The organism is Flavobacterium anhuiense (assembly GCF_004151235.1).
Classification (GTDB): domain Bacteria; phylum Bacteroidota; class Bacteroidia; order Flavobacteriales; family Flavobacteriaceae; genus Flavobacterium; species Flavobacterium anhuiense_A.
In genome coordinates this window covers 153,658-179,958 of sequence record NZ_JUIV01000001.1, presented here as the reverse complement: position 1 = coordinate 179,958, position 26,301 = coordinate 153,658, and the positions used below count along the sequence as shown (strand labels likewise).

Here is a 26,301-nt window from a genome sequence, read left to right as displayed (position 1 = left end):
AATATGAAAACCGAAAAAGAAAAAATGATCTCTGGCGAATACTATAACGCCTTTGATCCAGAATTGGTAAAAGGCCGTCGCACAGCAAAAAACCTTTTGCACAGCTTAAATGTAAAAGAATACCGAGTTACCAAAAAAGCAAAAGAAATTTTAAAGGAATTAATTCCAAACGCTGGAGCTGGTTTTTATATTGAACCTCCTTTTCACTGTGATTATGGTTACAATATTTTTGCTGGTGAAAATGTTTATTTTAATGTGAATTGTGTGGTTTTGGACTGCGCGCCTGTAACAATCGGGTCAAATGTATTTATTGCACCAAATGTTCAAATTTACACCGCTTCTCATCCGCTTGACGCTGAATTGAGAAAAACATTAGAAAATGCATATCCAGTAACCATTGGAGACGATTGCTGGATTGGCGGAAACTCTGTTATCTGCCCAGGCGTAACAATCGGAAAAGGCTGTGTGATTGGCGCTGGATCTGTTGTTACAAAAGATATTCCAGACAATTCGCTTGCTGTTGGAAATCCAGCAAAAGTTATTCGAAAATTAAATCAAGAACCTGAATCCAAAAAATAATGCTTACCCTTAATAAAGTTCACCATATTGCCATTTTATGTTCCGATTACGAAAAATCGAAATATTTCTATACCCAGATTTTAGGTCTGACTATTATTAGAGAGATCTATCGTGAAGAACGCCAATCTTATAAATTAGATTTGGCTTTGAATGGCACTTATGTTGTCGAATTATTTTCATTTCCAAATCCGCCGCAAAGACCTTCAAGACCAGAAGCGGTTGGTTTGCGCCATTTGGCTTTTGAAGTAATTAATCTAGAAGAAACAATTGCTTTTTTAACTTCAAAAAATATAGAATCAGAACCGATAAGAATTGACGAAACAACCGAAAAGCGTTTCACTTTTATTGCAGATCCTGATTTATTACCTATTGAGTTTTATGAGCGATAGGCTTTTTTTTCCGCAAAGGCATTAAGATACAAAGTTTTCTCTCATTTTTTGTCATTTCGACGAAGGAGAAATCTCCGCGAGAAGCTCTACAAAGATTGGCGATTTTGATTGTGGAGTTACTTGTAGATTTCTCCTTCGTCGAAATGACAAACTGCCTGTTTAGTCGTTGTCTTAAGTAAAAAACTTTGTGCCCTAGCGCCTTTGTGGCAAAACCTTAACACGAAAGCTTTTCTTACTAATACCCATTTTAACACACTAAATTAAAGATTTCCTATAAAAAACCGAATTTGATGCTTAATTTTGTAATCCGCAGAAAAAAATGCGATTTCAAATTCACTTCTGATGAACAAAACGGCGCAAATCAAAAAAAATCATCAATTCATTAAATTTCGAAAATTAGTTATTGTTTCTATTTTAATTGGCTTTCTTTCTGCCTTTCTCGGAATTTCACTCAAAAAAATAACCGAATATTACGAAGAAATCTTCTTTCACGAAGTATCTGTTCATCCCATATTTTACCTCGTATTTCCCGTTTTTGGTTTATCAGTAATTTATTTTTTAAGGCAATATCTTTTTAAGAAAAAAGAAAACAAAGGGATTAAAGAAGTTTTTGAAAGTACAGCATCAAAATCTAAAAACCTTCCTTCCTATAAAATTCCCTCGCACTTTATCAACGGATTATTGACGGTTATTTTTGGAGGTTCAACAGGAATCGAAGTTTCGACTGTTGTAGCAACGGCAACTATTGGTTCTGTTGCTCACGAAAAAGAAAATGTTTTCCGTCAATACAAAACCGAATTAATCTGTGCGGGTGTTGCGGCGGGCGTTACAGCACTTTTCAGCAGTCCGATTGCGGGAGTTTTATTTGCCTTCGAAGTAATTTCCAGAAAAGTAACGCGAGCATTTGTGATTTCAAATTTAATTGCCGTTTCTATTGCTTTTGGTTTGCTGACGATTTTAAAAGAAGAACCATTATTTGCGGTTTCAATTACAACATGGCATTTAAAAGCGATTCCGTATTTCATCCTTTTAGGAATTTTGGCAGGGATGAATTCGGTTTATTTAACTAAATGTGTTTTATTCATTAAATCACAATTCGGAAAAATCAACAAACATTATTACAAAATCATAATTGGTTCTGCAGTATTAAGTATTTCGCTATTCTTTTTTCCGCAATTATATGGCGAAGGTTATCACGCTATTAAAACAAGCTTTATTGCTCCAAACCAAATCATGACAATGACTTTGGCTTTAACTTTTATAGCTATATTGATTTTAAAACCAATTGTTACTTCAATTACGCTCGCTTCCGGTGGCGATGGTGGTGTTTTTGCACCTAGTTTATTTATCGGTGCTTTTTTAGGATTATTAGTAGCTTCTGTCTTGAATAGCTTTTTCCATGTAAATGTAATTCCGGTTAATTTTATGGTTATCGGAATGGCTGCAGTTTTAAGTGCCAGTATTCATGCACCTTTCACAGCAATTTTCTTAGTTTGCGGTCTAACAAATGATTATACTTTGTTTTTCCCAATTCTTGTCGTATGCTTGATTTCAAAATATACTGCAAAAACAATTTATCCGTATACCGTTTATAGTTATTCTCCAAGCTTAATTAAATAATCTCAAACTAGTAATCTATAGATTTACAAAGCAATAAAAACTAATATACAGCAAAGTATATTTAAAAACATAACGAGCAAAATATAATACCACAATAATGCCAACAGAAAAAATAAAAAGAAGCTATCGCAAAACACGTTACATTCTTTACAAGGAAACTTTAATTGACTATAAAGAACATTTTTGGTCTTTTTTAGGTTCTTTTGTCGGAATTGGGATTCTTTCTTATCTCGACGCTTCACAATTTGCAGGAAGTGATGTACTCTTTTTAATTGGTTCTTTTGGTGCGTCGAGTGTTTTGATATATGGAATTATACAAAGTCCGTTTTCGCAGCCGCGAAATTTAATTGGCGGACATCTTATTTCAGCTTTTATAGGCGTTACGGTAAATAAACTTGTACCTGACATTGTCTGGATTTCTGCTCCGCTCGCTGTTTCTCTTTCCATTATTTTTATGCAGATTACAAAAACATTACATCCGCCAGGAGGTGCGACAGCGCTAATCGCAGTTACAGGTTCAGCACAAATAAAAGGTTTAGGCTATATGTATGTGATTTCTCCTGTTCTTGTTGGTGTTTTAATTTTATTTGTAATCGCTTTGATTTTTAATAATATTACTTCAAGCAGAAGTTATCCAAGTCATAGTACTTATCATAAACATTATCATAAAATTAGAAAAAGACTGGCGAGAAAGTAGAAGTTTTCGAGTCTCCTTTGTCACCCTGAGCGGAGTCAAAGGCCACTCCTATTGGAAAAAGGCTTCGACTCCGCTCAGCCAGACAAACTAATTGAAAATCAATTTTTTAAAATCTTTTCAACAAATCGCAATTCGTGATTCGAATTTCGTTTTTTATATTTTACCTTTGACCTCTCAATAAAAACAAAGATTATGGTTTATAAATTTAGAGTTATTCTAGACGCCGAAGAAGATATTTTTAGAGACATTGCAATTCTTGAGGAAGATACACTTGAGGATTTACACAATGCAATCTTCAATGCTTTTGGCTTTGACGGATCAGAAGTGGCTTCATTTTATACTTGTGATGATACATGGAATCAAGAAGATGAAATTCCGCTTTTTGATACAGGAGATGTTCCTGGCGAAATGAGAACCATGAACGATTATCCGTTATCTAGTATTTTAGACAAAGAAAATACAAAGATTATCTACGTTTATGATTTCATCAGCATGTGGACTTTCTTAGTTGAATTGGCTGCTATCGAAGATGAACAAGTTGGAGTTACTTACCCAGAAACTTTATTTTCTCACGGTGAAATGCCAGACGAAGCTCACGAAAAAAACTTTGAAGCTGATGACATGCACGACGATATCTACGGAGAATTTGAAGACGATCTAGACGAAGACGATCTTGACATGTTCGAAGGCGATGACAGCTTCGAAGATTATGGATTTGAGGAGAATTGGAACTAACGTAAGTTGCTAAGATGCTGAGACTCTAAGATTCTGAGTTTTTAAATTTTGACAGTTTTTTCTTATTTTTACATTTAATTTAAAAGATAAGTTAATGAGTCATTTTAGAAAGATCTTGGTCTGGCAGAAATCAATTTCCTTAGTTACAAAAGTTTATAAAGCAACGAGAACTTTCCCAAAAGAAGAGACTTTTGGATTAACTTCACAAATACGTCGAAGTTCAATATCAATTCCAAGTAACATTGCAGAAGGATCTGGAAGAGAAAGTAATAAAGATTTTTTACGATTTTTATATATTTCTCTAGGCTCTTTATTTGAAATGCAGACCCAACTTGAAATTGCAAAAAATATAATTTACATAAGCGAAGAAGAATTTAACCTTTTATATGAGGATAGTCGAGAGATCGAGAGAATGTTAGCGTCGTTAATTAAAAAAATAAAGGACACTATCTAAAAAACTTAGTATCTTAGAAACTTAGAATCTCAGCAACTCAAAAAAATGATCAACTTATTCAACACCCACATCGAAACGCTTTCCATACACCGCGTAGGAAACAAAAGCCGTAACGAAGCTATTTTTTTATCGGAACAGCCTTTTAATCTTAATGACGAGATTGTTCCTTTGATAAAAGAATTCTTTTTTAAGCCTTTTAGAGAAAAAGAAGAAAACTACTATCAGTTTGCACACGAAGTGGACTTGGACTACAACGATATGTTTAAATATGCAACTGAGATTTTTGCCAATCCGTCAAATGTTCATGAAGTTTCTAAAAACATCACAAAACATTTATTTGAGCAGTCAAATCACCCGCACATTAAAAACGGAGAGGTTTATGTGACTTATTTGACCAACTTAAGCATTGATAATAATGTTGTTGATGCAATCGGAATTTTTAAAAGCGAATTACAAGCCGACTTTTTGCAGTTTGAAGAAAAAGGAAGCAACCTAGAAATGATTTTACAACAAGGAATCAACTTGAGTAAATTAGATAAAGGATGTTTGATTTTTAACTACAAAAAAGAAGAAGGATACAAAATTCTGACAGTAGATAGCAACCGTTATGACGCGCGTTACTGGTTAGAGCACTTTTTATCTGTTGATGCTTTTGAAGATGAAAATTTCATCACTAAAAAATATTTAAAATTCTGTCAAAACTTCGCAAAAGACGTTGTTTTGCCAGCAGAAGACAAGAAAGAGGAAGTAATGTTTATGAACCGATCTGTGAATTATTTCGCTAAAAATGATCAGTTTGAAGAGCAGAATTTCTTGAATGAAGTACTAGACAATCCTGATTTGATTCCTGAATTTAAAAACTATAAAGTTGATAAAGGAGAAAAATACAGCATCGAAGATGTTACCTCATTCCCTATTGCCAACGCAGCAGTTTCTGACGCTAGAAAATCGATTAAAAACGTTATTAATTTAGATACTCACATTCAGATTAAAATGGATTTTATCAATCCTGAAAGTGCAGAAAAATTTGTTGAAAAAGGCTGGGATGAAGAAAAACAAATGTATTACTACTTAGTTTACTTCAACAAAGAAGAAAAAAGCTAAGAAGTTTTCATTTTCTATTACTTACTTATTTAATACAAAAAACGGCGATTACAAATGTAACCGCCGTTTTTTATTTGATAGATTTTATATTCTAAAACAAAGAAAATATTGCTTTTAAAATATCATCGTAAACTTGTTTGTCTTTTTCTCCTGCGCGAGCCAAAACTCTAATTCCAGAATAATTATTAAAGATGAATCTTGCAAGTGATCTTGCGTCTTGTCTATCTGAAATCTGACCTGACTCCTGCCCTTTTTTTACAGCATTGCAGAAAATGTCTTCCACTACTTTCTGGTTATCGTGAACTATTTTTGCAATTTCAGGATCATGCATTGCCAATTCTACAGCAGAGTTTACCATAAAACAGCCTTTTGTAATTCGATCTTGAAGGCTTTCTATAACCGCTTGCTTGAATATTTCGGTCAATGCAGTTTTAATGTTTTCAGCATTTTCAAAAAGCTCAGTAAGACTGTCTAGATTTTGCTTTTGATATCGTTTTAATGACTTTACAAATAGTTTTTGCTTATCTCCAAAAGTATCATACAAACTAGAGCGGCTTAATCCTAAATGATTTACCAAATCTTGCGCAGAAGTTCCGTTGTAACCTTTGTGCCAAAAAATCTCGATTGCTTTATCTAAAGCCTGATCTTCATTAAATTCCTTCGTTCTAGCCATGACATTCAAATTAAATTCTTCACAAAGATACGAAAATACGGAACAATCGTTCCCGAATTAGTCAAAAAAATTATAGAACAGTGTTTACGATAAGTCCGCCGTCAACGACAATTTCTGAACCAGTAATAAATGAAGCATCATCTGAAGCTAAGAAACTAACTGTTTTTGCAACTTCCGCTGATTGCCCAAAACGTTTCAATAAGATCTTTTCTCCTAAAGCAGATCCTAAACCTTCTACTTCTTCTTTTTCTAAACCAACTTTTCCATACAATGGTGTTTCAATTGGACCAGGAGAAACTGCATTTACTCTAATTTTTCTTGAAGCCAATTCTACAGCAAAAACTTTATTTAAGGATAATACTGCTGCTTTACTCGCTGCATAAACGCTAGAATTTGGCATTCCGACATGAGCATTTACAGATGTATTAAAGATAATTGAGCCACCGTCATTCAAAATTGGAAGCACTTTTTGAACTGTAAAATAAACTCCTTTCACATTCACATTCATAATACTGTCATAATGATCTTCTGAAGCTGAATCTACTGGCGCAAAAGCTGCAATTCCCGCATTTAAAAATAAAATATCAACTTTTCCGAATTTTGTTTTTACTTCTTCAACTAAATTGTCGATTGATTTTAAATCCGATTGATCAGCCACAATTCCAGTAACGTTTAATTCTGTTTCGGCTTTTGCCAAAGCTTCTTTGTTTCTTCCTGTTATAATTACTTTTGCACCTTTTGCTGCTAAATCAGCTGCTGCCGCATACCCGATTCCACTGTTACCGCCTGTTACTATTGCAACTTTGTTTTCTAAATTTTTCATTGTTATTTGTTTTTTAAGTTATTGATTATTCAATTATTATGGTACAAAGATACAATAATGGAACGATCGTTCCATTATTGTTAATGTTAATTTTTAGTTAAAAAAGAAAAGCTCTTCCCAAAAACCTTTAATTACAAGGGAAACAACTATTTAACTATAGAGGAAAGAAATTGAAAAATGTCGAGTATTCTTAATTTATGCTTAATTTTGCATTAAAAAATAACTCAGATGGATATTCAATTTTTTAAAGAAAGTCCTTTTACCACAATAATTTCATTTCATAAGCTAATTGAATCTTTTGAAGAAATTGCTCAATCAGATGTTGATTACAGATCAAACTATGCCAAAGCGATTTTAGAACAAATTGAATTAATTCCGGAACTTAGGACTGGAATCCAGGATTATTCAGTTATCAAAAACAACGAAGCTTTAATCAAAAATATTTTAGCCGATTTATTTCCAACTGCATTGACACATAACGAAATAAAAGCGGTAACAATTCCATTTCAAAATATCTCCTTTAATTATACAGAGCGTTTCAAGAAAATCTTAAAAAATGCGGGAGACGAATTTTATATGGAAATTCGTGACTTTAGCGACCATCAATTCTATATCAATAACTGCTGTTTAATTTTGAGCAGTTATTATAAGCAGCATATCGATTTTAATCAGCCTTTTTTCTATGATATTCCAGACGAAAATGGTATTGAAAAACATTATCGCATATTGTACAATGCCGATTTCATGGAAATTATTCCTACTGAAAATGCAGTACATTTAACTCAGGAAGATATCGATCAATTAATTGATAATTATAATGATATTAATTTATGGAAATCTAAATTCCCGAAAGAAAGCTGGATTTTAAGAGGTTTTGGAATCGTTTCTTTGTTTGATGCGACCACAGAAAGCGCTATTTCTATTCTAAAAAGCAATTTGCTGAAACCTGGCCCAAAAACAGTTACAACAGACCAAGAAGTTTCAAATATTTTTCAGTCGATTTTTAATCTTCCAAACTTAAAAGTCGGATTTATTATATATAATTCTGAGGAAGAAAAATTTATCAGACCTGCGAAGTACGAAAATCATATGAAAAGCTTTCTACTTTCTGATGATCAGGAAGTGGATTGCAAAAATGCTTTTTTTGGATGTTCTTTCGAAAATTTACTGGACAATAGAGAACCTTTTGTTATTTCGAATGTCAGCAAATTTACTGAGGAATCTACAAATAAGAGACTAGGCGAACATTTACTATCGCAAAATATTCAGAGCTGTATTTTTGCTCCGGTAATTAAAAGCGGACATTTATTGGGCGTTGTGGAACTGGTTTCAGAAAATGCAAGAGATCTGAACAGTGTAAATGCTACAAAACTCGATTTGGTTCTGCCATATTTAACTGATACGATTGATCGTTACAATACAGACATGCAGCATCAGATTGAGGCTATTATTCAGCGTGAATATACTACGATTCACCCGAGCGTATACTGGAAGTTTAAGAGAGAATCGCAAAACTACTTTCAGAATATGAATCATACAAAAGATTATATTTTTAAAGAAATTGTTTTTAAGAATGTATATCCGTTATATGGTCAAATAGATATAAAAGGTTCGTCTGAACATCGAAATGAAACGGTAAAAATTGATTTAAAAAGCCAGTTGACTGCGCTTTTAGAAATTTTCGACAATCAGAAACCAAACTCAAATCTTGTTCTTTTGGAGCAAAGAAAATTTGAATTGGAATCGCTTAGAAGTGAACTAGATTTTCCTCTAAAAGCAGATACAGAACAGCATGTACAGCGTTATATTGAAGAAGAAATTCATCCAATCTTGAAAAATACTCAAGGTAATGCGAAAAGCGAAAAGCTGATAGAATTATACTTTGGAAATCTAGATGAAAAAACAGGAATGTTTTATCAGGAAAGAAAGAAGTTTGACAATGCTATGTCAATTATCAATAAACGACTTGCAACGGTTTTAGACAGAAAGCAAGTTGAAGCTCAACAGATTTATCCGCATTATTACGAACGTTTTAAGACAGATGGTGTTGAACATAATTTATATATTGGAGCTTCGATTTCTCCAACAAAACCATTCGATATTATGTATCTGCATAATCTTCGTTTGTGGCAATTGCAGACTTTATGCGAAATGGAATTGGAACACCATGAGCTTAAAGAATCTCTGCCATACGAATTGGATGTTACTTCGCTAATTCTGGTTTTCAGTTCTGCGCTTTCTATCCGTTTCAGAATGGATGAAAAACGTTTTGATGTTGACGGAACTTATAATGCGAGATATGAAGTTGTTAAAAAACGAATTGACAAATCGCATATTAAAGGAACAAACGAAAGAATTACTGAAAAAGAGAAAATTACAATTGTTTATTCTCAAAATAGTGAAGAAGCAGAATATTTAAAATACATTAAATACCTGCAGCACAAGAAAATTTTGGAACCTTCTATTGAACAATTTGAAGTTGAAGATCTTCAAGGAGTTTCTGGTTTGAGAGCGATTCGTGTGAAAGTAATCAACAATAGTTCAAACCCAGGAATTAAGAAAATAACCTATCAGGATTTACTAGATGAGCTCAACTAAATAGTTGAGCTTTTTTTGTTTTTAAGCACATAGAAACATAGATTTTGAAAACCGATAAAAGGCATTTCATTTTTTTTGAAAAAACATAGTCGCACCTAATATGAAAAAAACTTTGACAAAGTTTTCAGTATTTGCGCTATGTGTGAGAAATTAGCTTCTTTCTCTATTCTTTTTTACACAAAAAGATCTATGTTTCTATGGTGTTTAAAATTTTAATTTAAATGGACTTAAAAGCAATCACAAATGCAATTACCGTTATGATAATTCCAAACATGAAAAAATTGTAGGCAATTCGAAGTAAATTATATTTTCGCTGTAAAACCAATCCCAAATAATATAAATCTTTGATCATGGTTGAATACAGATAATCACGATCTTTCATCATTTCATTCATTGCCCAATCATAATCTTCGAGAGGCATTTTGTAGAAATTTCCAAAAAACATCAAATTCACTTTTTTAGCTTCTACATCATCTCGCGTAAAAAATCCCGATGTTACTTTTGGGCGCGTAGACAGAATCGCAAAAATAATCGTGATTACACTTGACATCAGCATTATAAAGGTTGGCACGACCAAATGCGCATTTTTCGGACTATCTAGTTTTGGAATAATAGATGATAAAGCTATCGAAATAATAATGGCATTTACAGACAGTAAAATATTAGCTTTGCTATCTGCAATACCACTTAAACGCGTATGATTCCCAAGTGTGACACGAAATAAAGTATCAATTCCGCGATCTGGTTTTTCAGCTTTTTCAGCTTTCTCTCTCTTCTTATTTTCTTCTTCGAGTGCTGCGGCAGCTTTCAATTCCTGTTTATTGATTTTTTTCTGAATCAACAAAAGATTTTTTTCTTTCAGAGGCTGCCATTTTCTCAAGGCATAATCTGTGTAGAATCTGTGTTTATTCAATAAAAAATTCAGGTTTTCTCTAGTCCATTCTTCATTAGAAAAACTCACAATTCCTGCATTTTTTAATTCCAAACGCAATAATTCGCAAGTTGTCGCATATTCAGCTCCCATTAAATGAGCATAATCTGCATCACGAATAATCTTTTCTAAGTGCGTTCTAGGCTCATATTCTTTTACAGTAGCTAGAATCAAACTCGAAACAAGCGCGATAAATTCTTCCGATTTTCCTTTTTCTCGTAAAAACTCAGTAGCAATTTTTGTACTTGTTTTTTCATGATTTTCATACCCTTCAATATATCCCGTATCATGAAACCATGCAGCAACCAAAAGTGCTTCCTTATCCTCACCGCTTACATCTTCTTTTTTGCAAAGTTCCCTAACTGCAGTAACAACTGTAAAAGTATGATTAAAATTATGGTAAGAATATAAATTAGAAAGTTTATCTTTGAGTAAATTACTCACGAAATCTTCGGATTGTTCTATTAGATTCATAAAGAATATTTTTATACCACTAAATTATGAAATTGTTTTTGGATAATCATTTTATTGCTAAGATTAAAAACTATTCTTTGGCAATTATTGCCCTATTCATTGTCTACGCCTGCGCAACGCGAAAACCGCAATACGGAAAAAATGTAAGTGCCAACGAAACAGAAAACGCGACAGATACCATAAAAATTGCACATACTTTTTTTCTGGTTGGTGATGCTGGAAATGCAGACGAAGAACAAGCACAACAAACGCTGGAACTTTTGCACCAAAAACTAAAAAAAGCAAGTAAAAAATCGACGCTTCTTTTCTTAGGAGACAACATCTATCCGAAGGGTTTTCCGAGCGATAAGCATCCAGAAGACAAGGCTTTAGCAGAAACCAAATTAACCAATCAATTAAAATTAACTGAAGGTTTTAAAGGAAAAACAGTCGTAATTCCAGGAAATCATGATTGGTACAGCGGCATCAAAGGCCTAGAGCGTCAGGCTGATTTTGTAACGAAATATTTAAATGATAAAAAAGGTTTTCTTCCAAGAAAATCCTGTCCGATTGAAAACGTAAAAATTGACAGCACAACTACTTTGATAGCTGTTGATAGTGAATGGTTTCTTGAAGATTGGAACGACCATCCTACGATAAATGACAATTGCGAAATTAAAACCAGAGAAGCTTTTTTTGAAGAGCTTGAAGGTCTTTTAAACAAAAATCAAGAGAAAACAGTTGTCCTTGCTATCCATCATCCCTTACTAAGCAACGGAACACATGGCGGACAATTTTCATTAGAAAAACAATTATTTCCTTTAGAGCAAAAAATTCCGCTTCCGATAATTGGTTCGTTTATCAATTTATTACGAAAAACTTCTGGTGTAAATCCGCAAGATATTCAGAACAAACAATATACGATTTATACTAAAAGAATTAAAACGCTTTTGCAAAAGCAAAAAAATGTCATTGTAGTTTCTGGTCACGATCATAATCTGCAATACATCAGCAAAGAAAATATCCAACAGATTATCAGTGGTGCAGGTTCAAAATCTGAGGCTGCACGAGCGATCAACCCTTATGATTTTTCGTATGGAGGAAATGGCTATGCTACACTAACTATGTTTAAAAGCGGAGATGCAAAAGTTTCTTTTTATGGAAATGAAAACGGCAAAGAAAAACTGCTTTTTGAACGCGAAATTATAAAAGCAAAAGAAATTAACTGGGCTTCAGATATTCCCAATAAGTTTCCTTCAACCGTGACCACTTCTATTTATTCTCCCAAAATGACTCAAAAAAGTGCGTTTCATAGATTTTTATTCGGTCAGCATTATAGAAAATATTATAGTATGCCAATTGAAGCGACAACTGCTACGGTTGACACTTTAAAAGGAGGCTTAAAACCAATTCGTGAAGGCGGAGGACATCAATCTATTTCTTTGAGAATGTCTGATCCTCAAGGCCGCGAATATGTTATGCGTGCTATGAAGAAAAGTGCAACGACATTTTTACAGTCGGTAGCTTTTAAAGATCAATATGTGGTGAATGAATTTGAAAAGACATACGCAGAAGATTTCTTGTTTGATTTTTATACGACTTCTCACCCTTATTCGTCTTTTGCAATCGGCAGCATGTCTGATCAGATTGGACTAAGACATACAAATCCTATTTTATATTATATTCCGAAACAAAATGGTTTAGGCGAATTTAATGCGAGTTTTGGTGACCAATTATACATGGTTGAAGAAAGACCTGCTGATAATCATCTTGATGGCAAAAATTTTGGCAAACCAAGTAACATCATCGGGACTGATGATATGATGCTGAATCTTCATAAAGATGAAAAATATACTGTTGATGAAAAAGAATATATCAAAGCGCGTTTGTTTGATATTCTTTTGGGAGATTGGGATCGTCACAGCGATCAATGGCGCTGGGCTGAATATAAAGAAGATGGAAAAGTAATTTACAGACCTATTCCGCGTGACCGTGATCAGGCTTTTGTAAAATATGATGGCGCTTTGCTTTCACTTATAATGAATATGCCTCCGCTTCGTCATATGCGAACTTTCAAAGGAGACAGAATCAACGTGAAATGGCTTGGAAGAGAACCTTACCCAATGGATTTGGCATTTCTAAAAACTGCCGGAGAAAAAGAATGGGTTGAACAGGCCAAATATATTCAGGAGAACTTAACTGATGCAGATATTGATTTGGCTTTCAAAAACATGCCAAAAGAAGTTCAAGACGAAACGGTTGATGAAATCAAAGCAAAACTAAAAAGCAGAAAAAAAGATCTTCAGAAATATGCTCGCGAGTATTCTGAAGTGTTAGATAGAACCGTTATGATTGCGGGAACAGACAAAAAAGACAAGTTTGTTTTAAATCATAATGTAAAGAAAGGTATTGAAATTCAGGTTTTCAGAATTAAAAAAGACGGAGATGAATTGCTTTACACCAAAAACGTAACTGATGCTAAGACCAAAAATCTTTGGATTTACGGATTAGATGATAATGATGTTTTTGAAGTAAAAGGAAACGAAAAATCTAACATTAAAATTCGTTTGATTGGAGGTCAGAACAACGACACTTATAACATTGAAAACGGAAGAAAGGTTATTGTTTATGATTTTAAATCAAAAGAAAACACATACAATCTTGATTCTAAAACACAAACACAACTTACAGACGATTATGAAGTTAATGCATACAATTATGAAAGACCAAAATACAATGTAGTTTCTGGTCTTCCAAACATTGGCTATAATCCGGATGATGGTGTAAAAGTTGGAGTCAACGTAAATTATACCGTTAATAATTTTAAACAAAATCCGTACACGCAAAGACATATTTTTAATGCTTTCTACTATTTTGCCACAGGCGGTTTAGAATTTAATTATGCAGCACATTTCCCTGGTTTATTAGGGAAATGGGTTATTGATGTCGAATCATTGTATACAACTCCAAATTTTGCCATGAACTATTTTGGTTACGGAAATGAATCCCAATACGATGACGATTTAGGAATGGATTACAATCGTGTTCGCATTAGAAAATTTAATGCTTCGGGCGCTATTCGTCACGTTGGAAGATACGGAAGCGAATTTAGCATTCAACCCATTTTCCAAAGAATGACGGTTGAAGATACTGAAAACAGATATATCAATATTCCTGGAATTGTAAATCCAGAGGTATTTGACAGCCAGAATTTCGGAAGCTTAAAAGTTAAGTATGTCTTTAAAAATTCAGATTTTGCTGCAAAACCTACACTAGGAATGTATTTTATGGTTGCAGGAACTTGGACAACAAATCTTGACGAGACAAAAAAGAATTTTCCAACACTTGAAAGTATTTTAGGTTTTACGCATAAAATTGATCACAACGGAAAATTGATATTAGCAACTTACGTAAAAGGAAAAGCGATTTTCAATAATAATTACGAATTTTATCAAGGTGCTTCTCTAGGAGGCGATACTGATTTACGCGGTTTTAGAAACGAACGTTTCTTAGGAAGTTCGTACTTCTCTCAAAGTTCTGATTTGCGTTTAAGCATTGGAAAAATCCGCAAAACGATTGTTCCTTTTACTTACGGAATTTTAGGTGGTTTCGACTACGGAAGAGTTTGGCTTGATGGCGAAAATTCTAAAAAATGGCACCAAGATTACGGCGGCGGACTTTGGTTGAATGCGATAAATGTCATTACCGCAAGAATCTCATATTTTAAATCTCCTGATGAAATTGGAAGATTGATTTTTGGAGCAGCTTACAGCTTCTAGCTGTAGGTTCAAAGTTGCAAAGACTCAAAGTAACAAAGTTTTTTAGCCACGAATTACACTAATTTACACTAATTTTTATTTAAATATAATTCGTGGAGATTAGTGTAATTCGTGGCTAACTTTTTTTGCTTTAAAACTTAGTAGCTTAGAATCTTAGAATCTTAGATTCTAAATTCATAGAGCTTTCCACCTATTTTGTTTGTTTTTTCGTCTGCTATAAGTAAAGTGTTGTTGTCTTTAAAAACAATTGCTTCTTTTTGCGAAAAGTGATTTAAATTTAATTCTGTTTGAGTTCCTTTATGAAATAAATCTCCTTTAAAGTTTTTAAACAAAAGCACTTTATCATGACTTAATAAAGCTACTTTTTTTCCGTCTGGACTTATCGTTGCGCTTGTTAGTACACAGTGATTGTAATTGCTGCAAGTTTTAAATTCTCCAATTTTTACTGCTTTCTGAGTTCCTGCAGCATTTTTGATTTTGTAGATAAAAGCAGTGCCATCAAAACCTTTACTTCTGTTTTTGGTAAAAAGATAGAAATAGCCGCCTTGCTCAAAAAAACCTTCAACATCGTAGAACATTTCTTTTTTCTTTGGAGGAAATTCCTTTTGTTCAGGATACGAAAATGAAATTTTATATTCAGCTTTAGCTAAATCATTATTCAATTCATTTTTTGCCACTTTATAAATGCACAAATCTCTCCTTTCGTTATCATTATTTCCAAAATCCCCAATGTAGATATTTCCCGATTTGTCTTTCGTAATGTCTTCCCAATCTACATTTGTGGCATTTGAAATCGTGATTGTTTTAGCTAATTTCCCATTATGATCGATTGCATAAATCGCATTTTTATTTCCGCTGTCTTCTAACGTATAAAGGGTTTTGATTTCAGGAAAATAAGTTATTCCAGAGACTTCTTTTAATTTTTTCGGAAGCGAATAAAGTTCTTTCAAATCAGAACCAGATTGTTTCTGACAAGCTAGTAAAACAATAGAAACGGCTACTAAAAATGATTTTTTCATAAAACTATTTTTTTAAACCATATAAGTTATATCAGTTAATTTAAAAAGATTGGCTGAAATGAACTTATATAACTTATATGGGAAAATGATTTAAACTAAGTTAGTGTTTTTAAAATTACGGGTAATAAATTCAAATGCGGCGTGCATGATGTGCCCCATTGATTTTGCATTTTTAAATTTCATATCGTTCGTGTAACGGTATAATTCCATTTTTAATTGCAGTAAATGTTCCTGTGTTGAGATGGTATCGTGACACATAATATTCAGCAATTTTTTGATTCTCGTTTCGGCTGAATGAATACGTTTTGCCAAAATCGCTCTTTCTTCATCTTTATATTGAATGATTGAACGCTCTTCCAGTTTCTCTTTAATCAATTGAATCATCGGAAAATTTTCTTTGAAAAATTGCGGACGATACACTTTAAAATTCCCTTCGTAACATTGCTGGTCAAAATCAATCGGACGGATTTTATAGACTACTTGATCAAAATCGTGAATCGGGACAATTACATAATTGTACGCGCGCATGTCACCCAAAAGCCGAATCATACAGCGTTCATTAAACTTGACAAACTCTTTGGCAATCTGTGCTTTTTCCATTTCACTACATTTATCAAGCAAAGTATCCATAAAAACATCACCAGGAATTCCGATAATATGTTCTTCGATCAAAGTGTCTTTATAAACCAAAAAGTTGATTTTATCTGGTGAAAGAATATCTTCCAACTCCAGTCCGTAAATACGAGAAGCGTCTGCTTTTTTGATGTAAAAATGGACATAATTATCGTTGAGAATATTTCGAACTTTAATTCTAAAAGGTTTCGAATTTCCGAAAGTACAATAATCAATTGCATCGACATTCAGGTATTGAATAATTTCGTTATTTCCATCAGAATGCAAAAGCGAATATATTTTCTTCAGGTTTAAATCAATTTCATTACGTTCAAATTCGCCGTAATATACCCGAATCCAAAGTGTGTCAGTATCATTTTTATCATAAACATTTATCGAACCCGAAAAACGCAGCAAGTCATCATAAAACACAGAAACTTTAGAAATACGCTCATATCTCTCTAAATAACTTAAAAGTGGTTGTGTTAAAGGAAAAGACGGTTTTTTTAAAACCATTAAAGGCTCGCTCATTTTGAATATCTTTATTACAAATTTACGTCAATACGATTTAAAGTAAGAATTTAAAGTAACAAAAATCAAATTGACTCGTCATACTAAAAACTAAAACCAGAAAAATTTGGAAACCATATTAACCATTGAGAATTTAAGCAAAAGATACGGCCGAATCCAGGCTTTGAAAAATGTATCTTTTCAAATACAAAAAGGTCGTGTTTATGGCATTCTAGGGCCAAACGGCAGCGGAAAATCGACTACATTAGGAATTGTATTAAATGTTGTTAATAAATCGTCTGGCAGTTATCGCTGGTTTGATGGCAATGTTGAAACTCACGATGCCTTAAAAAAAGTTGGCGCCATTATAGAAAGACCCAATTTCTATCCGTACATGACGGCCGAGCAAAACTTAAAATTGGTTTGCAAAATTAAAAACATCAACTATTCTAAAGTCAATGAAAAATTGGAATTAGTTGGTTTAAGCGAAAGAAAAGACAGCAAATTCAGTACTTTTTCATTAGGAATGAAACAGCGTCTGGCTATTGCATCGGCACTTTTAAATGATCCTGAAATTTTAATTCTAGATGAACCAACCAACGGATTAGATCCGCAAGGAATTCATCAGATTCGAGATATCATTAAAAAAATTGCTTCGCAAGGAACTACTATTTTACTTGCTTCTCATTTATTGGATGAAGTAGAAAAAGTCTGCTCGCAGGTAATTGTTTTAAGAAAAGGAGAGGTTTTATATTCTGGTTCTGTTGACGGAATGTCTTCAAACGAAGGTTTCTTCGAATTGCAGTCAAATGACAATTCAGTTTTAAAAACAGCTTTACTTGAACATCCTGCTGTAGATAGAATTTCTGAAGAAGATGGAAAAGTTCTGGTTTACTTAAAATCTGATTTATCAGCTTCTGAATTAAATCAGTTTTTATTTTCTAAAAGCATTGTTTTAAGCCATTTAGTAAAACGCAAAAACAGTCTAGAAGCTCAATTTTTAGAATTAACCAAAAACGCCATTGCTCAAAAAAACTAAACCATGAAAAGACTTCTTTCTATAGAATTACAAAAAATCTGGATGAATAAAGCTAGTAAAATATTGACTCTAACTTATTTTATCTTACTTTCTTTTATAGCCTTAATTGCAGCTATAAAATTTGACATAGGACCTTTCAAATTTCATTTGGCAGAAATGGGGATTTTTAATTTTCCTTTTATCTGGCATTTTAACACTTATGTTGCCGCTTGGATGAAATTCTTTTTAGCTATTGTTATTGTTTCGATGATGGCCAATGAATATAGTTACGGGACTTTAAAACAAAACTTAATTGATGGTCTTAGTAAAAAAGAATTTATTCTATCTAAATTCTTAACTGTAGTTTTATTTGCTTTTGCATCTACTGTTTTTGTTTTTGCAATGAGTTTAATTTTAGGGCTATGCTTTTCTTCTTATACAGAATTCGGCATTATCTTTAGCGATTTAGATTATCTTCTGGCCTTTTTTGTAAAATTGACAGGTTTCTTTTCGTTCTGCTTATTTTTAGGAATATTAGTAAAACGTTCAGCTTTTGCTTTAGGTTTTCTTTTAGTTTGGTATATTCTTGAAGGCATTATTAAAGGTATTTTGGCATTTAAGGTTTTTCCTGACAGTAACACTAATCAGAAAATCATGCAGTTTTTTCCATTAGAATCAATGTCAAATTTAATTGTCAATCCGAGCCCAAGATTATCTGTAGTTAAAAATATTGGAACACAAATGGGAATTGAAACCGATGCTGATTTTAGCGTAGATTATTTTGCTGTTTTTATCGTTTTAATTTGGACTTTTCTATTTATATATTTTTCTTACAAATTATTAAAAAATAGAGATTTGTAGTATATTTGTTACTATGAGTCCTTCAAGAATTTTATTCCTAATTTTCGTTTTGTGCTGTTTTTATAACAAAATCAACGCGCAGGGCATTACTGTAAATTCTACTGTGACACCAGTCGATTTAATTCAGAATGTTTTAATAAATAGTTCTTGTATTGATACTGAGAGTGCAAATGCATCAGGAAATCCAACACCAAACCAGCAGAGTTATGGTTCTTTTTCGGGAGGTGCAAATTTTCCATTTTCTAGTGGAATCGTTTTAAGCACTTCCCCAAGCAAAAAAGCAGAAGGTCCGTATAAGCAACAAGAATCAAAGGGAGTAGAAGTTCCCGGATGGAATGGCGATGCAGATCTTAATCAGGCTTTGGGCATTAACAATAGTACGCAAGCGACAGTTTTGGAATTTGATTTTATAGCATTGACCAACTCTATCAGCTTTAATTATATTTTTGCTTCGAATGAATATCAACTTAATTTCCCTTGTATATATTCAGACGGATTTGCCTTTTTGATTAAAGAAGCTGGAAGCAGTGAAAACTATAAAAACCTTGCTGTTTTACCCAATACTACGACACCAGTTTCAGCAACAACAGTCCATCCAAAAATTGACAACATGAATGGCGCGGGTGGAGAACCACTTATTGGGTGCGCTGCTGTTAATGAAAACTACTTTAATGGATACAATACAGCTTCTAGCCCTATTAATTATGCAGGTCAAACTGTAGTTATGAATGCTTATACAGATGTCATTCCAAATAAAAAATACCATTTAAAATTGGTTGTTGCCGATGATGCTACAAGACAGTATAATTCGGCAGTTTTTATTGAGGCAGGCAGTTTTGTAACGAAAATAAATTTTGGTGAAGATAGAACTGTAGCAAATAACAATCCGATATGTTTTGGCGAAAATTACGTTTTAGACACCAATATAAGCTCAACAGCTTACACTTTTAAATGGTTCAAAAAAGATGCTTCCAACAATTATGTTGAGATTACTGGAGCAACTTCTTCATCTTATGCTGTACAAACAACAGGAACATATAAAGTAGAAGCGAATTTGACTGGTACAGCTTGTATTTCTACCGGAGAAATTACAATTGAGTTTACGCCTCAAATTCAATCAACCAATACTTCTTTATTGCAATGTGATGACGATGCAGACGGTTTCACCATTTTTGATTTAACCAAAGTTGCTAATATTGTAAAAAACAATAATCCGCAGATCACCAATCAAGGATATTACGAAACTTTGGCCGATGCACAGGCAAAAACAAATCCAATTTCAAATTCGCAGCGTTACACCAACAAAGCTCCGAATCAAATTGTTTTTGCTAGGATTGAAAATACTTTTAGTTGCAGTGCAATAGCTCAAATTACATTAAATGTTTCAAGCGCTGTAATTCCAAATCAGGCTCCAATTGCCAAGTGTGATGAAGATGAAACGCAAGACGGTTTATATCAATTTGATTTAGCGACAGAAGTAACTCCTCAAGTTTTAACGGGTCTGCCCTCTGGATTGATAGTCAATTATTTTTTGACAGCTTCAGATGCAGTTACAGAGACTAATCAGCTACCCAATATTTTTAAAAATACTACGCCAAATAGCCAAACTATCTACGCTCGTGCTGCTAATGGCTCAAACTGTTATGACATAACTCCTATCGAATTGATTGTACATACTTTTGACCCGCCTAATTTTGAAAATGTAACGCAATATCTTTGCAAAGGAGATGAGATAACATTATCCGTTGCCACTGGCTTTAGCAGTTATACTTGGTCCAATAACTTAGGCACAACAAATTCAATTATCGTTAATAGCGCAGGAGACTATTCTGTAACAGTAACAGATGTAAACGGATGCAAAAAAAACAAAACCTTCAAAGTAATTTTATCTGAACCAGCTACAATTACAGGAGCAGATGTAAAAGATTTTTCTGGAATAGATAATTCTGTAAAAATTCTGTATACTGGAGTTGGAAATTATGAGTTTTCTCTTGACGGAAACACTTTTCAAGACGATCCTACTTTTACACAAATAAGTCCAGGAATCTACAATGCAATTGCCAGGGACAAAAATGGTTGTGGCCCGTCTAATGTATTTCAAATATATGTTTTGGATTATCCTCGTTTCTTTACTCCAAATGGAGATGGTTACAATGATTTATGGACAATTAAAAACATTGACCAAATGCCAGACTATACAATCTCCATTTTTGACCGCTACGGAAAATTATTAAAACAAATGAATCAAAACGGCTCAGGCTGGAACGGAATTTTTAATGGAAGAGAAATGCCTTCTGATGATTATTGGTTTACGCTTCTTTTTGTTAATGGAAAAAATGTGAAAGGACATTTTAGTTTGAAAAGATAAATTTTTAAAATTCCAAATTCTGAAATTTCAAATTCCAATAAGATTGTTAATACATAAAAAAAGAATCCCAAACTCCTGAATTGGAATTTGGGATTTTTTATATTGAAATTTAAATCGAATTAGATTTTGTATCTTTTTCTATCCGTTTCACTTAAATAAATCTTTCTTAAACGTAAAGATTTTGGAGTAACTTCAACATACTCATCTTTTTGAATATACTCTAAAGCTTCTTCTAAAGAGAATTTGATAGCTGGAATAATTCTAGCTTTATCATCAGCTCCAGAAGAACGTACGTTAGAAAGTTTTTTCGTTTTAGTAACGTTAACAGTCATATCATCGCTACGAGTATTTTCTCCAATTACCTGACCTTCATAGATATCCTCGTTTGGATCAACGAAGAATTTACCACGATCTTGTAATTTATCGATAGAGTAAGGAATTGCTTTTCCGTTTTCCATAGAGATTAATGAACCGTTGTTACGTCCAGGAATTTCTCCTTTGTATGGTTCGTATCCAATGAAACGGTGTGCCATAATAGCCTCACCAGCAGTAGCTGTAAGCAATTGGTTTCTTAAACCGATAATTCCACGGGAAGGAATGTTGAATTTAATGATCATACGCTCACCTTTACCTTCCATAGAAAGCATTTCTCCTTTACGGATAGTTACGAATTCAACCGCTCTACCTGAAAGGTTTTCTGGCAAGTCAATTGTTAATTCTTCAATTGGTTCACATTTAACACCATCAATTTCTTTGATGATAACTTGTGGCTGACCAATTTGAAGCTCGTATCCTTCTCTTCTCATTGTTTCGATAAGAACAGATAAGTGAAGTACACCACGACCAAAAACCATGAATTTATCAGCAGAATCAGTTTCTCCAACTTTCATCGCTAAGTTTTTCTCAAGCTCTTTTGTTAATCTCTCACGGATATGTCTAGAAGTAACAAATTTACCTTCTTTACCAAAGAAAGGAGAATCGTTAATTGTAAATAACATACTCATTGTTGGCTCGTCGATAGCGATAGTTTGTAAAGCTTCTGGATTTTCAAAATCAGCGATAGTATCACCAATTTCAAAACCTTCAACACCTACAACAGCACAAATATCTCCAGCAACAACTTCTTCCACTTTTCTACGGCCTAAACCTTCAAAAGTGTGCAATTCTTTAATTCTAGATTTGATGATTTTACCATCTCTTTTTACCAAAGAGATTGGCATTCCTTCTTTCAAAGTACCTCTTTCAAGACGTCCGATAGCGATACGGCCTGTAAATGAAGAGAAATCTAAAGATGTGATCAACATTTGTGGAGTTCCTTCAGAAACTTTAGGAGCTGGAACATTAGCAATAACCATGTCTAATAATGGCTCAATGTTTTGCGTTTGAACTTTCCAATCATCAGACATCCAGTTGTTTTTTGCAGAACCATAAACAGCTGGGAAATCTAACTGCTCTTCAGTAGCTCCTAATTCGAACATTAGGTCAAAAACTTTCTCATGAACTTCTTCAGGAGTACAGTTTTCTTTATCTACTTTATTGATAACTACGCAAGGTTTCAATCCTAAATCGATCGCTTTTTGCAAAACGAAACGAGTTTGAGGCATTGGCCCTTCAAAAGCATCAACTAGCAAACATACACCATCGGCCATGTTCAATACACGTTCTACTTCACCTCCAAAATCCGCGTGGCCAGGAGTGTCAATAATATTGATTTTTGTTCCTTTATATTGAACCGATACGTTCTTAGAAGTAATTGTAATACCTCTCTCACGCTCTAAATCGTTATTATCTAAGATTAAATCACCTGTGTTTTCGTTTTCACGAAATAACTGACAGTGATACATAATTTTATCAACCAAAGTTGTTTTACCGTGATCGACGTGGGCAATAATTGCAATGTTTCTAATAGATTCCATCTGTGATTTTTAATGGGCGCAAAGGTACACTTTATTTTTTAAAAAAAAATGTTTCTGTCATAGTTTGCGTATATACAATCAATTAGTTAATATAAATCATAAAAATATCGTTTTCAAAATGACATTCAGATACGTTCTGTTATAGTTAAATTAACTATATTTGAGGTGATGAAAAGTAAAACTCTCCAAATTACTCTTATTTATACCATCATCTCGATAATTATGGCTCTTTTATGTCATAAATTACTCACAACCTACTTTTCTTCTTCAGAATATCTATATCTCTCTTTAGTAAAAGACTTTATATTTATTCTAATTACAGCACTGGTTTTCAGGTTTATACTTTCAAAAAACAAAAAAAGAAACATAACCATCTTTGAAAAACTAAACCAAACCAACGAAGAAATAAAAGAATCGAATGAGAAATATGACATTGTAGCAAAAGCGACGAGCGATACAATCTGGGATTGGAAAATTCAAGAGGACAGTATTAATTGGAATAAAGGAATTGAAGGTGTTTTTGGTTACGATCCAGCGGAAGTAGGCAAAACTTCTAAATGGTGGTTTGACAAAATTCACCCAGAAGACAGTATCCGTATGTCAATAAAACTATATTCTTTTATAGAACAAAAAACGGAGAAGTGGCAGGATCAATATCGTTTTAGATGTGCAGACGGGTCATATAAATATGTTTTGGATCGAGGTTTTTTGTTGAAAGACGAAAATGGAAGAGCTATCAGAATGATTGGGGCTATTCAGGACATTACAAAGCAAAAAGAAGAAGAGCAACGATTAAAGCTTTTAGAAACTGTAATTACACAATCCAAAGATTCTATTTTAATTACGGAGGCCAATTCTTCTGAAAGAAAAATACCAAAAATAGTTTACGTGAATCCAGCATTTTCTCAAATGTCGGGTTATCAATCGAACGAAATTATTGGAAAATCGCCAAACATTTTTAAAGGCCCAAAATCTGATTCGGATGAATTAAAAAAACTCCTAAAAGCGATAAAAAATGAAGAAGAATGCCTAATTGAAACCATTACTTACACCAAGAGTAAAGAAGAATATTGGGTACGCTTTTCTATGATTCCTATTTTTAATAACGAAGGAGTGATTTCGCATTGGATCTCAATACAAAGAGACATAACTGATGAGAAAAAGCTCGAAACCGAAAAAGAACATCTAATTCGAGAATTAACTCAAAACAATAAGGATTTAAAACAATTCTCCTACATTACATCACACAATCTTAGAGCGCCGCTTTCTAATTTAATCGGACTTTTAAATCTAATAGAAGATATCCCAATAGAAAACGAAGAGCTTGAAGAAATATTAGCCGGCTTCACAAAATCAACACATTTGCTAAATGAAACCATCAATGATTTAGTAAAAGTTATTATTATTAAAGATAATCCTTCGATGCAAAAAGAAGAAGTGTCTTTAAAAGAAGTTTTCGAAAATGTTTTCAGTCAACTTTCGTTTCAAATTGAATTACACAAACCAATAATTAAGCTTAAATTTGATAAAGTTCCTGAACTTATTACAAACAAAGCTTACATTGAAAGCATTTTATTGAATCTTCTAACCAATTCTATAAAGTACAAATCGGAAAACAGAAAACTAAAAATATCTATTATAGCAGAACAGATAGAACAAAGAACAATCTTAACTTTCAAAGATAACGGAATCGGAATTGACCTTGAAAGAAATCGCGACAAAGTATTTGGACTTTATCAAAGATTTCATAATTATCCTGACAGCAAAGGTTTAGGATTATATCTTGTAAAATCGCAGGTAGAAACAATGGGAGGAACAATCTCTATCGACAGCGAAGTCAACAAAGGAACAACATTTACGATAACATTTAAAAATTAATTATTATGCTTGAGCAGATTTTATGCATTGATGATGACCCTATCACATTAATGTTATGCAAAAAAGTCGTTTCAAAATCTTCATTTTCACATGAAGTTGTTACAGCTCAAAACGGCGAAGAAGCCCTTCATCATTTCAATGTCTTAAAATACACAAACGACAAAGCAAGGAAAAGGCCTGAATTAATTTTTTTAGATTTAAACATGCCAATTATGGGTGGATGGGAATTCTTAGATCATTTTACTTCTCCTGATTATAGAGAATTCAATATGGTTCCTGTAATCGTATTATCTTCTACAATTGACCCAGAAGATCTAGCCAAAGCAAAAAAATATCCTATTATAATAGATTTTCTTTCTAAACCTATTACCCAGCCAATGTTGGAATATCTTAAAAAGAAAATTGATTTATAAAATTTAAATTCCAATGTTTTAAATTCAAAAATTCCAAATTCCAAAAAATCTAAATACATAAAATAGGCTTAAAATATTGAGTCTCTTAAATAAAAAAAATTCCAAATTCCAACTATTTATAAAAATTGGGATTTGGAATTTATTTTTTATTGGAATTTACTGAATTAAAACAAAAAAAGTCCTCTTTTGGAGGACTTTTGTATTTTTAGTAAATTGTTTTAATTACAATTTAGCAACGTGTTTTGTTAATTTAGACTTCAAGTTAGAAGCTTTATTATCATGAATGATGTTCTTTTTAGCTAATTTATCAATCATAGAGATTACAGTAGATAATTTAGCAGCAGCATCAGATTTATCAGTAGCTAATCTTAATGCTTTGATAGCATTACGAGTAGTTTTATGTTGATATCTGTTAAGAACTCTTTTCTTTTCGTTACTTCTGATTCTTTTTAATGCTGACTTATGATTTGCCATTTTCTTTTAATTTTAGATGTAATAATTATTATAAATACTAGTTAAAAAAGAAAAACCTCCCACAACTGTAAAACAATCACTTTGGTTTTAACTAATAAAACAAAAACCGAGACACCAATTTTTGTTTTACAAAACTTATTTACAACTAATTTTGTAGTCCGTAGGGGAATCGAACCCCTGTTACCAGGATGAAAACCTGGCGTCCTAACCCCTAGACGAACGGACCTCAATTCTCCTAAGTTGGAAACTTTTCAATATATATTATAACTTGTAGTCCGTGGGGGAATCGAACCCCCCTTACCAGGATGAAAACCTGGCGTCCTAACCGATAGACGAACGGACCGTGCTTCTGTATTGCGGATGCAAAGATACATCTATTTTTTATTTGCGCAACACC

At 33.1% G+C, this 26,301-nt stretch carries 21 protein-coding genes and 2 tRNA genes; 14 read left to right on the top strand and 9 right to left on the bottom strand.

Going from position 1 to position 26,301, the window contains the following annotated elements:
* Nucleotides 1-3 precede the first annotated feature (3 nt).
* The 7 genes from NU08_RS00815 (at nucleotide 4) to NU08_RS00785 (ending at nucleotide 5,578) form a co-directional block, all read left to right on the top strand.
* A complete protein-coding gene (locus NU08_RS00815) occupies nucleotides 4-579 on the top strand; it encodes a sugar O-acetyltransferase (protein WP_129745225.1) in 576 nt (191 codons plus the stop codon).
* The gene (locus NU08_RS00810; RefSeq protein ID WP_008468209.1) at nucleotides 579-968 is read left to right on the top strand and encodes a VOC family protein; all 390 of its coding nucleotides are present in this window, start codon (nucleotides 579-581) and stop codon (nucleotides 966-968) included. The genes NU08_RS00815 and NU08_RS00810 overlap by 1 nt, the downstream gene beginning before the upstream one ends.
* A gap of 342 nt (nucleotides 969-1,310) precedes the next feature.
* On the top strand, nucleotides 1,311-2,588 hold the full coding sequence (locus NU08_RS00805; RefSeq protein WP_129745224.1) for a chloride channel protein: 1,278 nt from the start codon (nucleotides 1,311-1,313) through the stop codon (nucleotides 2,586-2,588).
* A gap of 97 nt (nucleotides 2,589-2,685) precedes the next feature.
* A complete protein-coding gene (locus NU08_RS00800; RefSeq protein ID WP_129745222.1) occupies nucleotides 2,686-3,285 on the top strand; it encodes an HPP family protein in 600 nt (199 codons plus the stop codon).
* Nucleotides 3,286-3,477: 192 nt separating this feature from the next.
* Nucleotides 3,478-4,020 carry an IS1096 element passenger TnpR family protein gene (locus NU08_RS00795; RefSeq protein WP_129745220.1) on the top strand — a complete coding sequence of 181 codons (543 nt, stop codon included), beginning with the start codon at nucleotides 3,478-3,480 and terminating at the stop codon, nucleotides 4,018-4,020.
* A 94-nt stretch (nucleotides 4,021-4,114) separates the two neighbouring features.
* Nucleotides 4,115-4,474: a four helix bundle protein gene (locus NU08_RS00790; RefSeq protein ID WP_129745218.1), complete on the top strand. Its 360-nt coding sequence runs from the start codon at nucleotides 4,115-4,117 to the stop codon at nucleotides 4,472-4,474.
* Nucleotides 4,475-4,519: 45 nt separating this feature from the next.
* A complete protein-coding gene (locus tag NU08_RS00785) occupies nucleotides 4,520-5,578 on the top strand; it encodes a nucleoid-associated protein (RefSeq protein WP_129745216.1) in 1,059 nt (352 codons plus the stop codon).
* Nucleotides 5,579-5,669: 91 nt separating this feature from the next.
* Here the strand turns inward: NU08_RS00785 and NU08_RS00780 are convergent, their stop codons facing one another.
* Both NU08_RS00780 and NU08_RS00775 read right to left on the bottom strand, forming a co-directional pair.
* Nucleotides 5,670-6,251 (bottom strand): TetR/AcrR family transcriptional regulator, encoded by a 582-nt coding sequence (locus NU08_RS00780; RefSeq protein WP_129745214.1) that lies wholly within the window; start codon nucleotides 6,249-6,251, stop codon nucleotides 5,670-5,672.
* Nucleotides 6,252-6,321: 70 nt separating this feature from the next.
* A complete protein-coding gene (locus NU08_RS00775) occupies nucleotides 6,322-7,074 on the bottom strand; it encodes an SDR family oxidoreductase (RefSeq protein WP_129745212.1) in 753 nt (250 codons plus the stop codon).
* Nucleotides 7,075-7,302: 228 nt separating this feature from the next.
* On the opposite strand from NU08_RS00775, the gene NU08_RS00770 reads away from it, so the two are divergent.
* On the top strand, nucleotides 7,303-9,672 hold the full coding sequence (locus NU08_RS00770) for a GAF domain-containing protein (protein WP_129745210.1): 2,370 nt from the start codon (nucleotides 7,303-7,305) through the stop codon (nucleotides 9,670-9,672).
* A 217-nt stretch (nucleotides 9,673-9,889) separates the two neighbouring features.
* Here the strand turns inward: NU08_RS00770 and NU08_RS00765 are convergent, their stop codons facing one another.
* On the bottom strand, nucleotides 9,890-11,077 hold the full coding sequence (locus NU08_RS00765) for a Pycsar system effector family protein (RefSeq protein ID WP_129745208.1): 1,188 nt from the start codon (nucleotides 11,075-11,077) through the stop codon (nucleotides 9,890-9,892).
* 26 nt (nucleotides 11,078-11,103) lie between these two features.
* Here NU08_RS00765 and NU08_RS00760 point away from each other — a divergent pair, with 26 nt between their 5' ends.
* Nucleotides 11,104-14,835: a metallophosphoesterase gene (locus tag NU08_RS00760; protein ID WP_129745206.1), complete on the top strand. Its 3,732-nt coding sequence runs from the start codon at nucleotides 11,104-11,106 to the stop codon at nucleotides 14,833-14,835.
* A gap of 161 nt (nucleotides 14,836-14,996) precedes the next feature.
* On the opposite strand, the gene NU08_RS00755 is transcribed toward NU08_RS00760, so the two are convergent.
* Together NU08_RS00755 and NU08_RS00750 are read right to left on the bottom strand one after the other, a co-directional pair.
* Nucleotides 14,997-15,854 carry an SdiA-regulated domain-containing protein gene (locus tag NU08_RS00755; RefSeq protein WP_129745204.1) on the bottom strand — a complete coding sequence of 286 codons (858 nt, stop codon included), beginning with the start codon at nucleotides 15,852-15,854 and terminating at the stop codon, nucleotides 14,997-14,999.
* A 90-nt stretch (nucleotides 15,855-15,944) separates the two neighbouring features.
* A complete protein-coding gene (locus NU08_RS00750; protein ID WP_129745202.1) occupies nucleotides 15,945-16,997 on the bottom strand; it encodes a hypothetical protein in 1,053 nt (350 codons plus the stop codon).
* 106 nt (nucleotides 16,998-17,103) lie between these two features.
* Between NU08_RS00750 and NU08_RS00745 the strand changes: the two genes are divergently transcribed.
* From NU08_RS00745 to NU08_RS00735, 3 genes are read left to right on the top strand one after another with little or no spacing between them, the layout of a single operon-like run.
* A complete protein-coding gene (locus NU08_RS00745; protein WP_129745200.1) occupies nucleotides 17,104-18,015 on the top strand; it encodes an ABC transporter ATP-binding protein in 912 nt (303 codons plus the stop codon).
* Nucleotides 18,016-18,018: 3 nt separating this feature from the next.
* Entirely contained in the window at nucleotides 18,019-18,855 is an 837-nt protein-coding gene (locus NU08_RS00740; RefSeq protein ID WP_129745198.1) for an ABC transporter permease, read from the top strand.
* A gap of 13 nt (nucleotides 18,856-18,868) precedes the next feature.
* On the top strand, nucleotides 18,869-21,223 hold the full coding sequence (locus NU08_RS00735) for a T9SS type B sorting domain-containing protein (RefSeq protein WP_165352381.1): 2,355 nt from the start codon (nucleotides 18,869-18,871) through the stop codon (nucleotides 21,221-21,223).
* Nucleotides 21,224-21,342: 119 nt separating this feature from the next.
* Here the strand turns inward: NU08_RS00735 and typA are convergent, their stop codons facing one another.
* The gene (typA, locus tag NU08_RS00730; RefSeq protein ID WP_129745196.1) at nucleotides 21,343-23,139 is read right to left on the bottom strand and encodes a translational GTPase TypA; all 1,797 of its coding nucleotides are present in this window, start codon (nucleotides 23,137-23,139) and stop codon (nucleotides 21,343-21,345) included.
* 168 nt (nucleotides 23,140-23,307) lie between these two features.
* Here typA and NU08_RS00725 point away from each other — a divergent pair, with 168 nt between their 5' ends.
* Together NU08_RS00725 and NU08_RS00720 are read left to right on the top strand one after the other, a co-directional pair.
* A complete protein-coding gene (locus tag NU08_RS00725) occupies nucleotides 23,308-25,017 on the top strand; it encodes a PAS domain-containing sensor histidine kinase (RefSeq protein ID WP_129745194.1) in 1,710 nt (569 codons plus the stop codon).
* Nucleotides 25,018-25,022: 5 nt separating this feature from the next.
* The gene (locus tag NU08_RS00720; protein WP_129745192.1) at nucleotides 25,023-25,430 is read left to right on the top strand and encodes a response regulator; all 408 of its coding nucleotides are present in this window, start codon (nucleotides 25,023-25,025) and stop codon (nucleotides 25,428-25,430) included.
* A gap of 222 nt (nucleotides 25,431-25,652) precedes the next feature.
* On the opposite strand, the gene rpsT is transcribed toward NU08_RS00720, so the two are convergent.
* The 3 genes from rpsT to NU08_RS00705 form a co-directional block, all read right to left on the bottom strand.
* Entirely contained in the window at nucleotides 25,653-25,904 is a 252-nt protein-coding gene (gene rpsT, locus NU08_RS00715) for a 30S ribosomal protein S20 (RefSeq protein ID WP_091492106.1), read from the bottom strand.
* A gap of 154 nt (nucleotides 25,905-26,058) precedes the next feature.
* A tRNA-Glu gene (locus tag NU08_RS00710) sits at nucleotides 26,059-26,130 on the bottom strand.
* 45 nt (nucleotides 26,131-26,175) lie between these two features.
* Nucleotides 26,176-26,247: transfer RNA gene (locus NU08_RS00705), tRNA-Glu, on the bottom strand.
* Nucleotides 26,248-26,301: the final 54 nt, after the last annotated feature.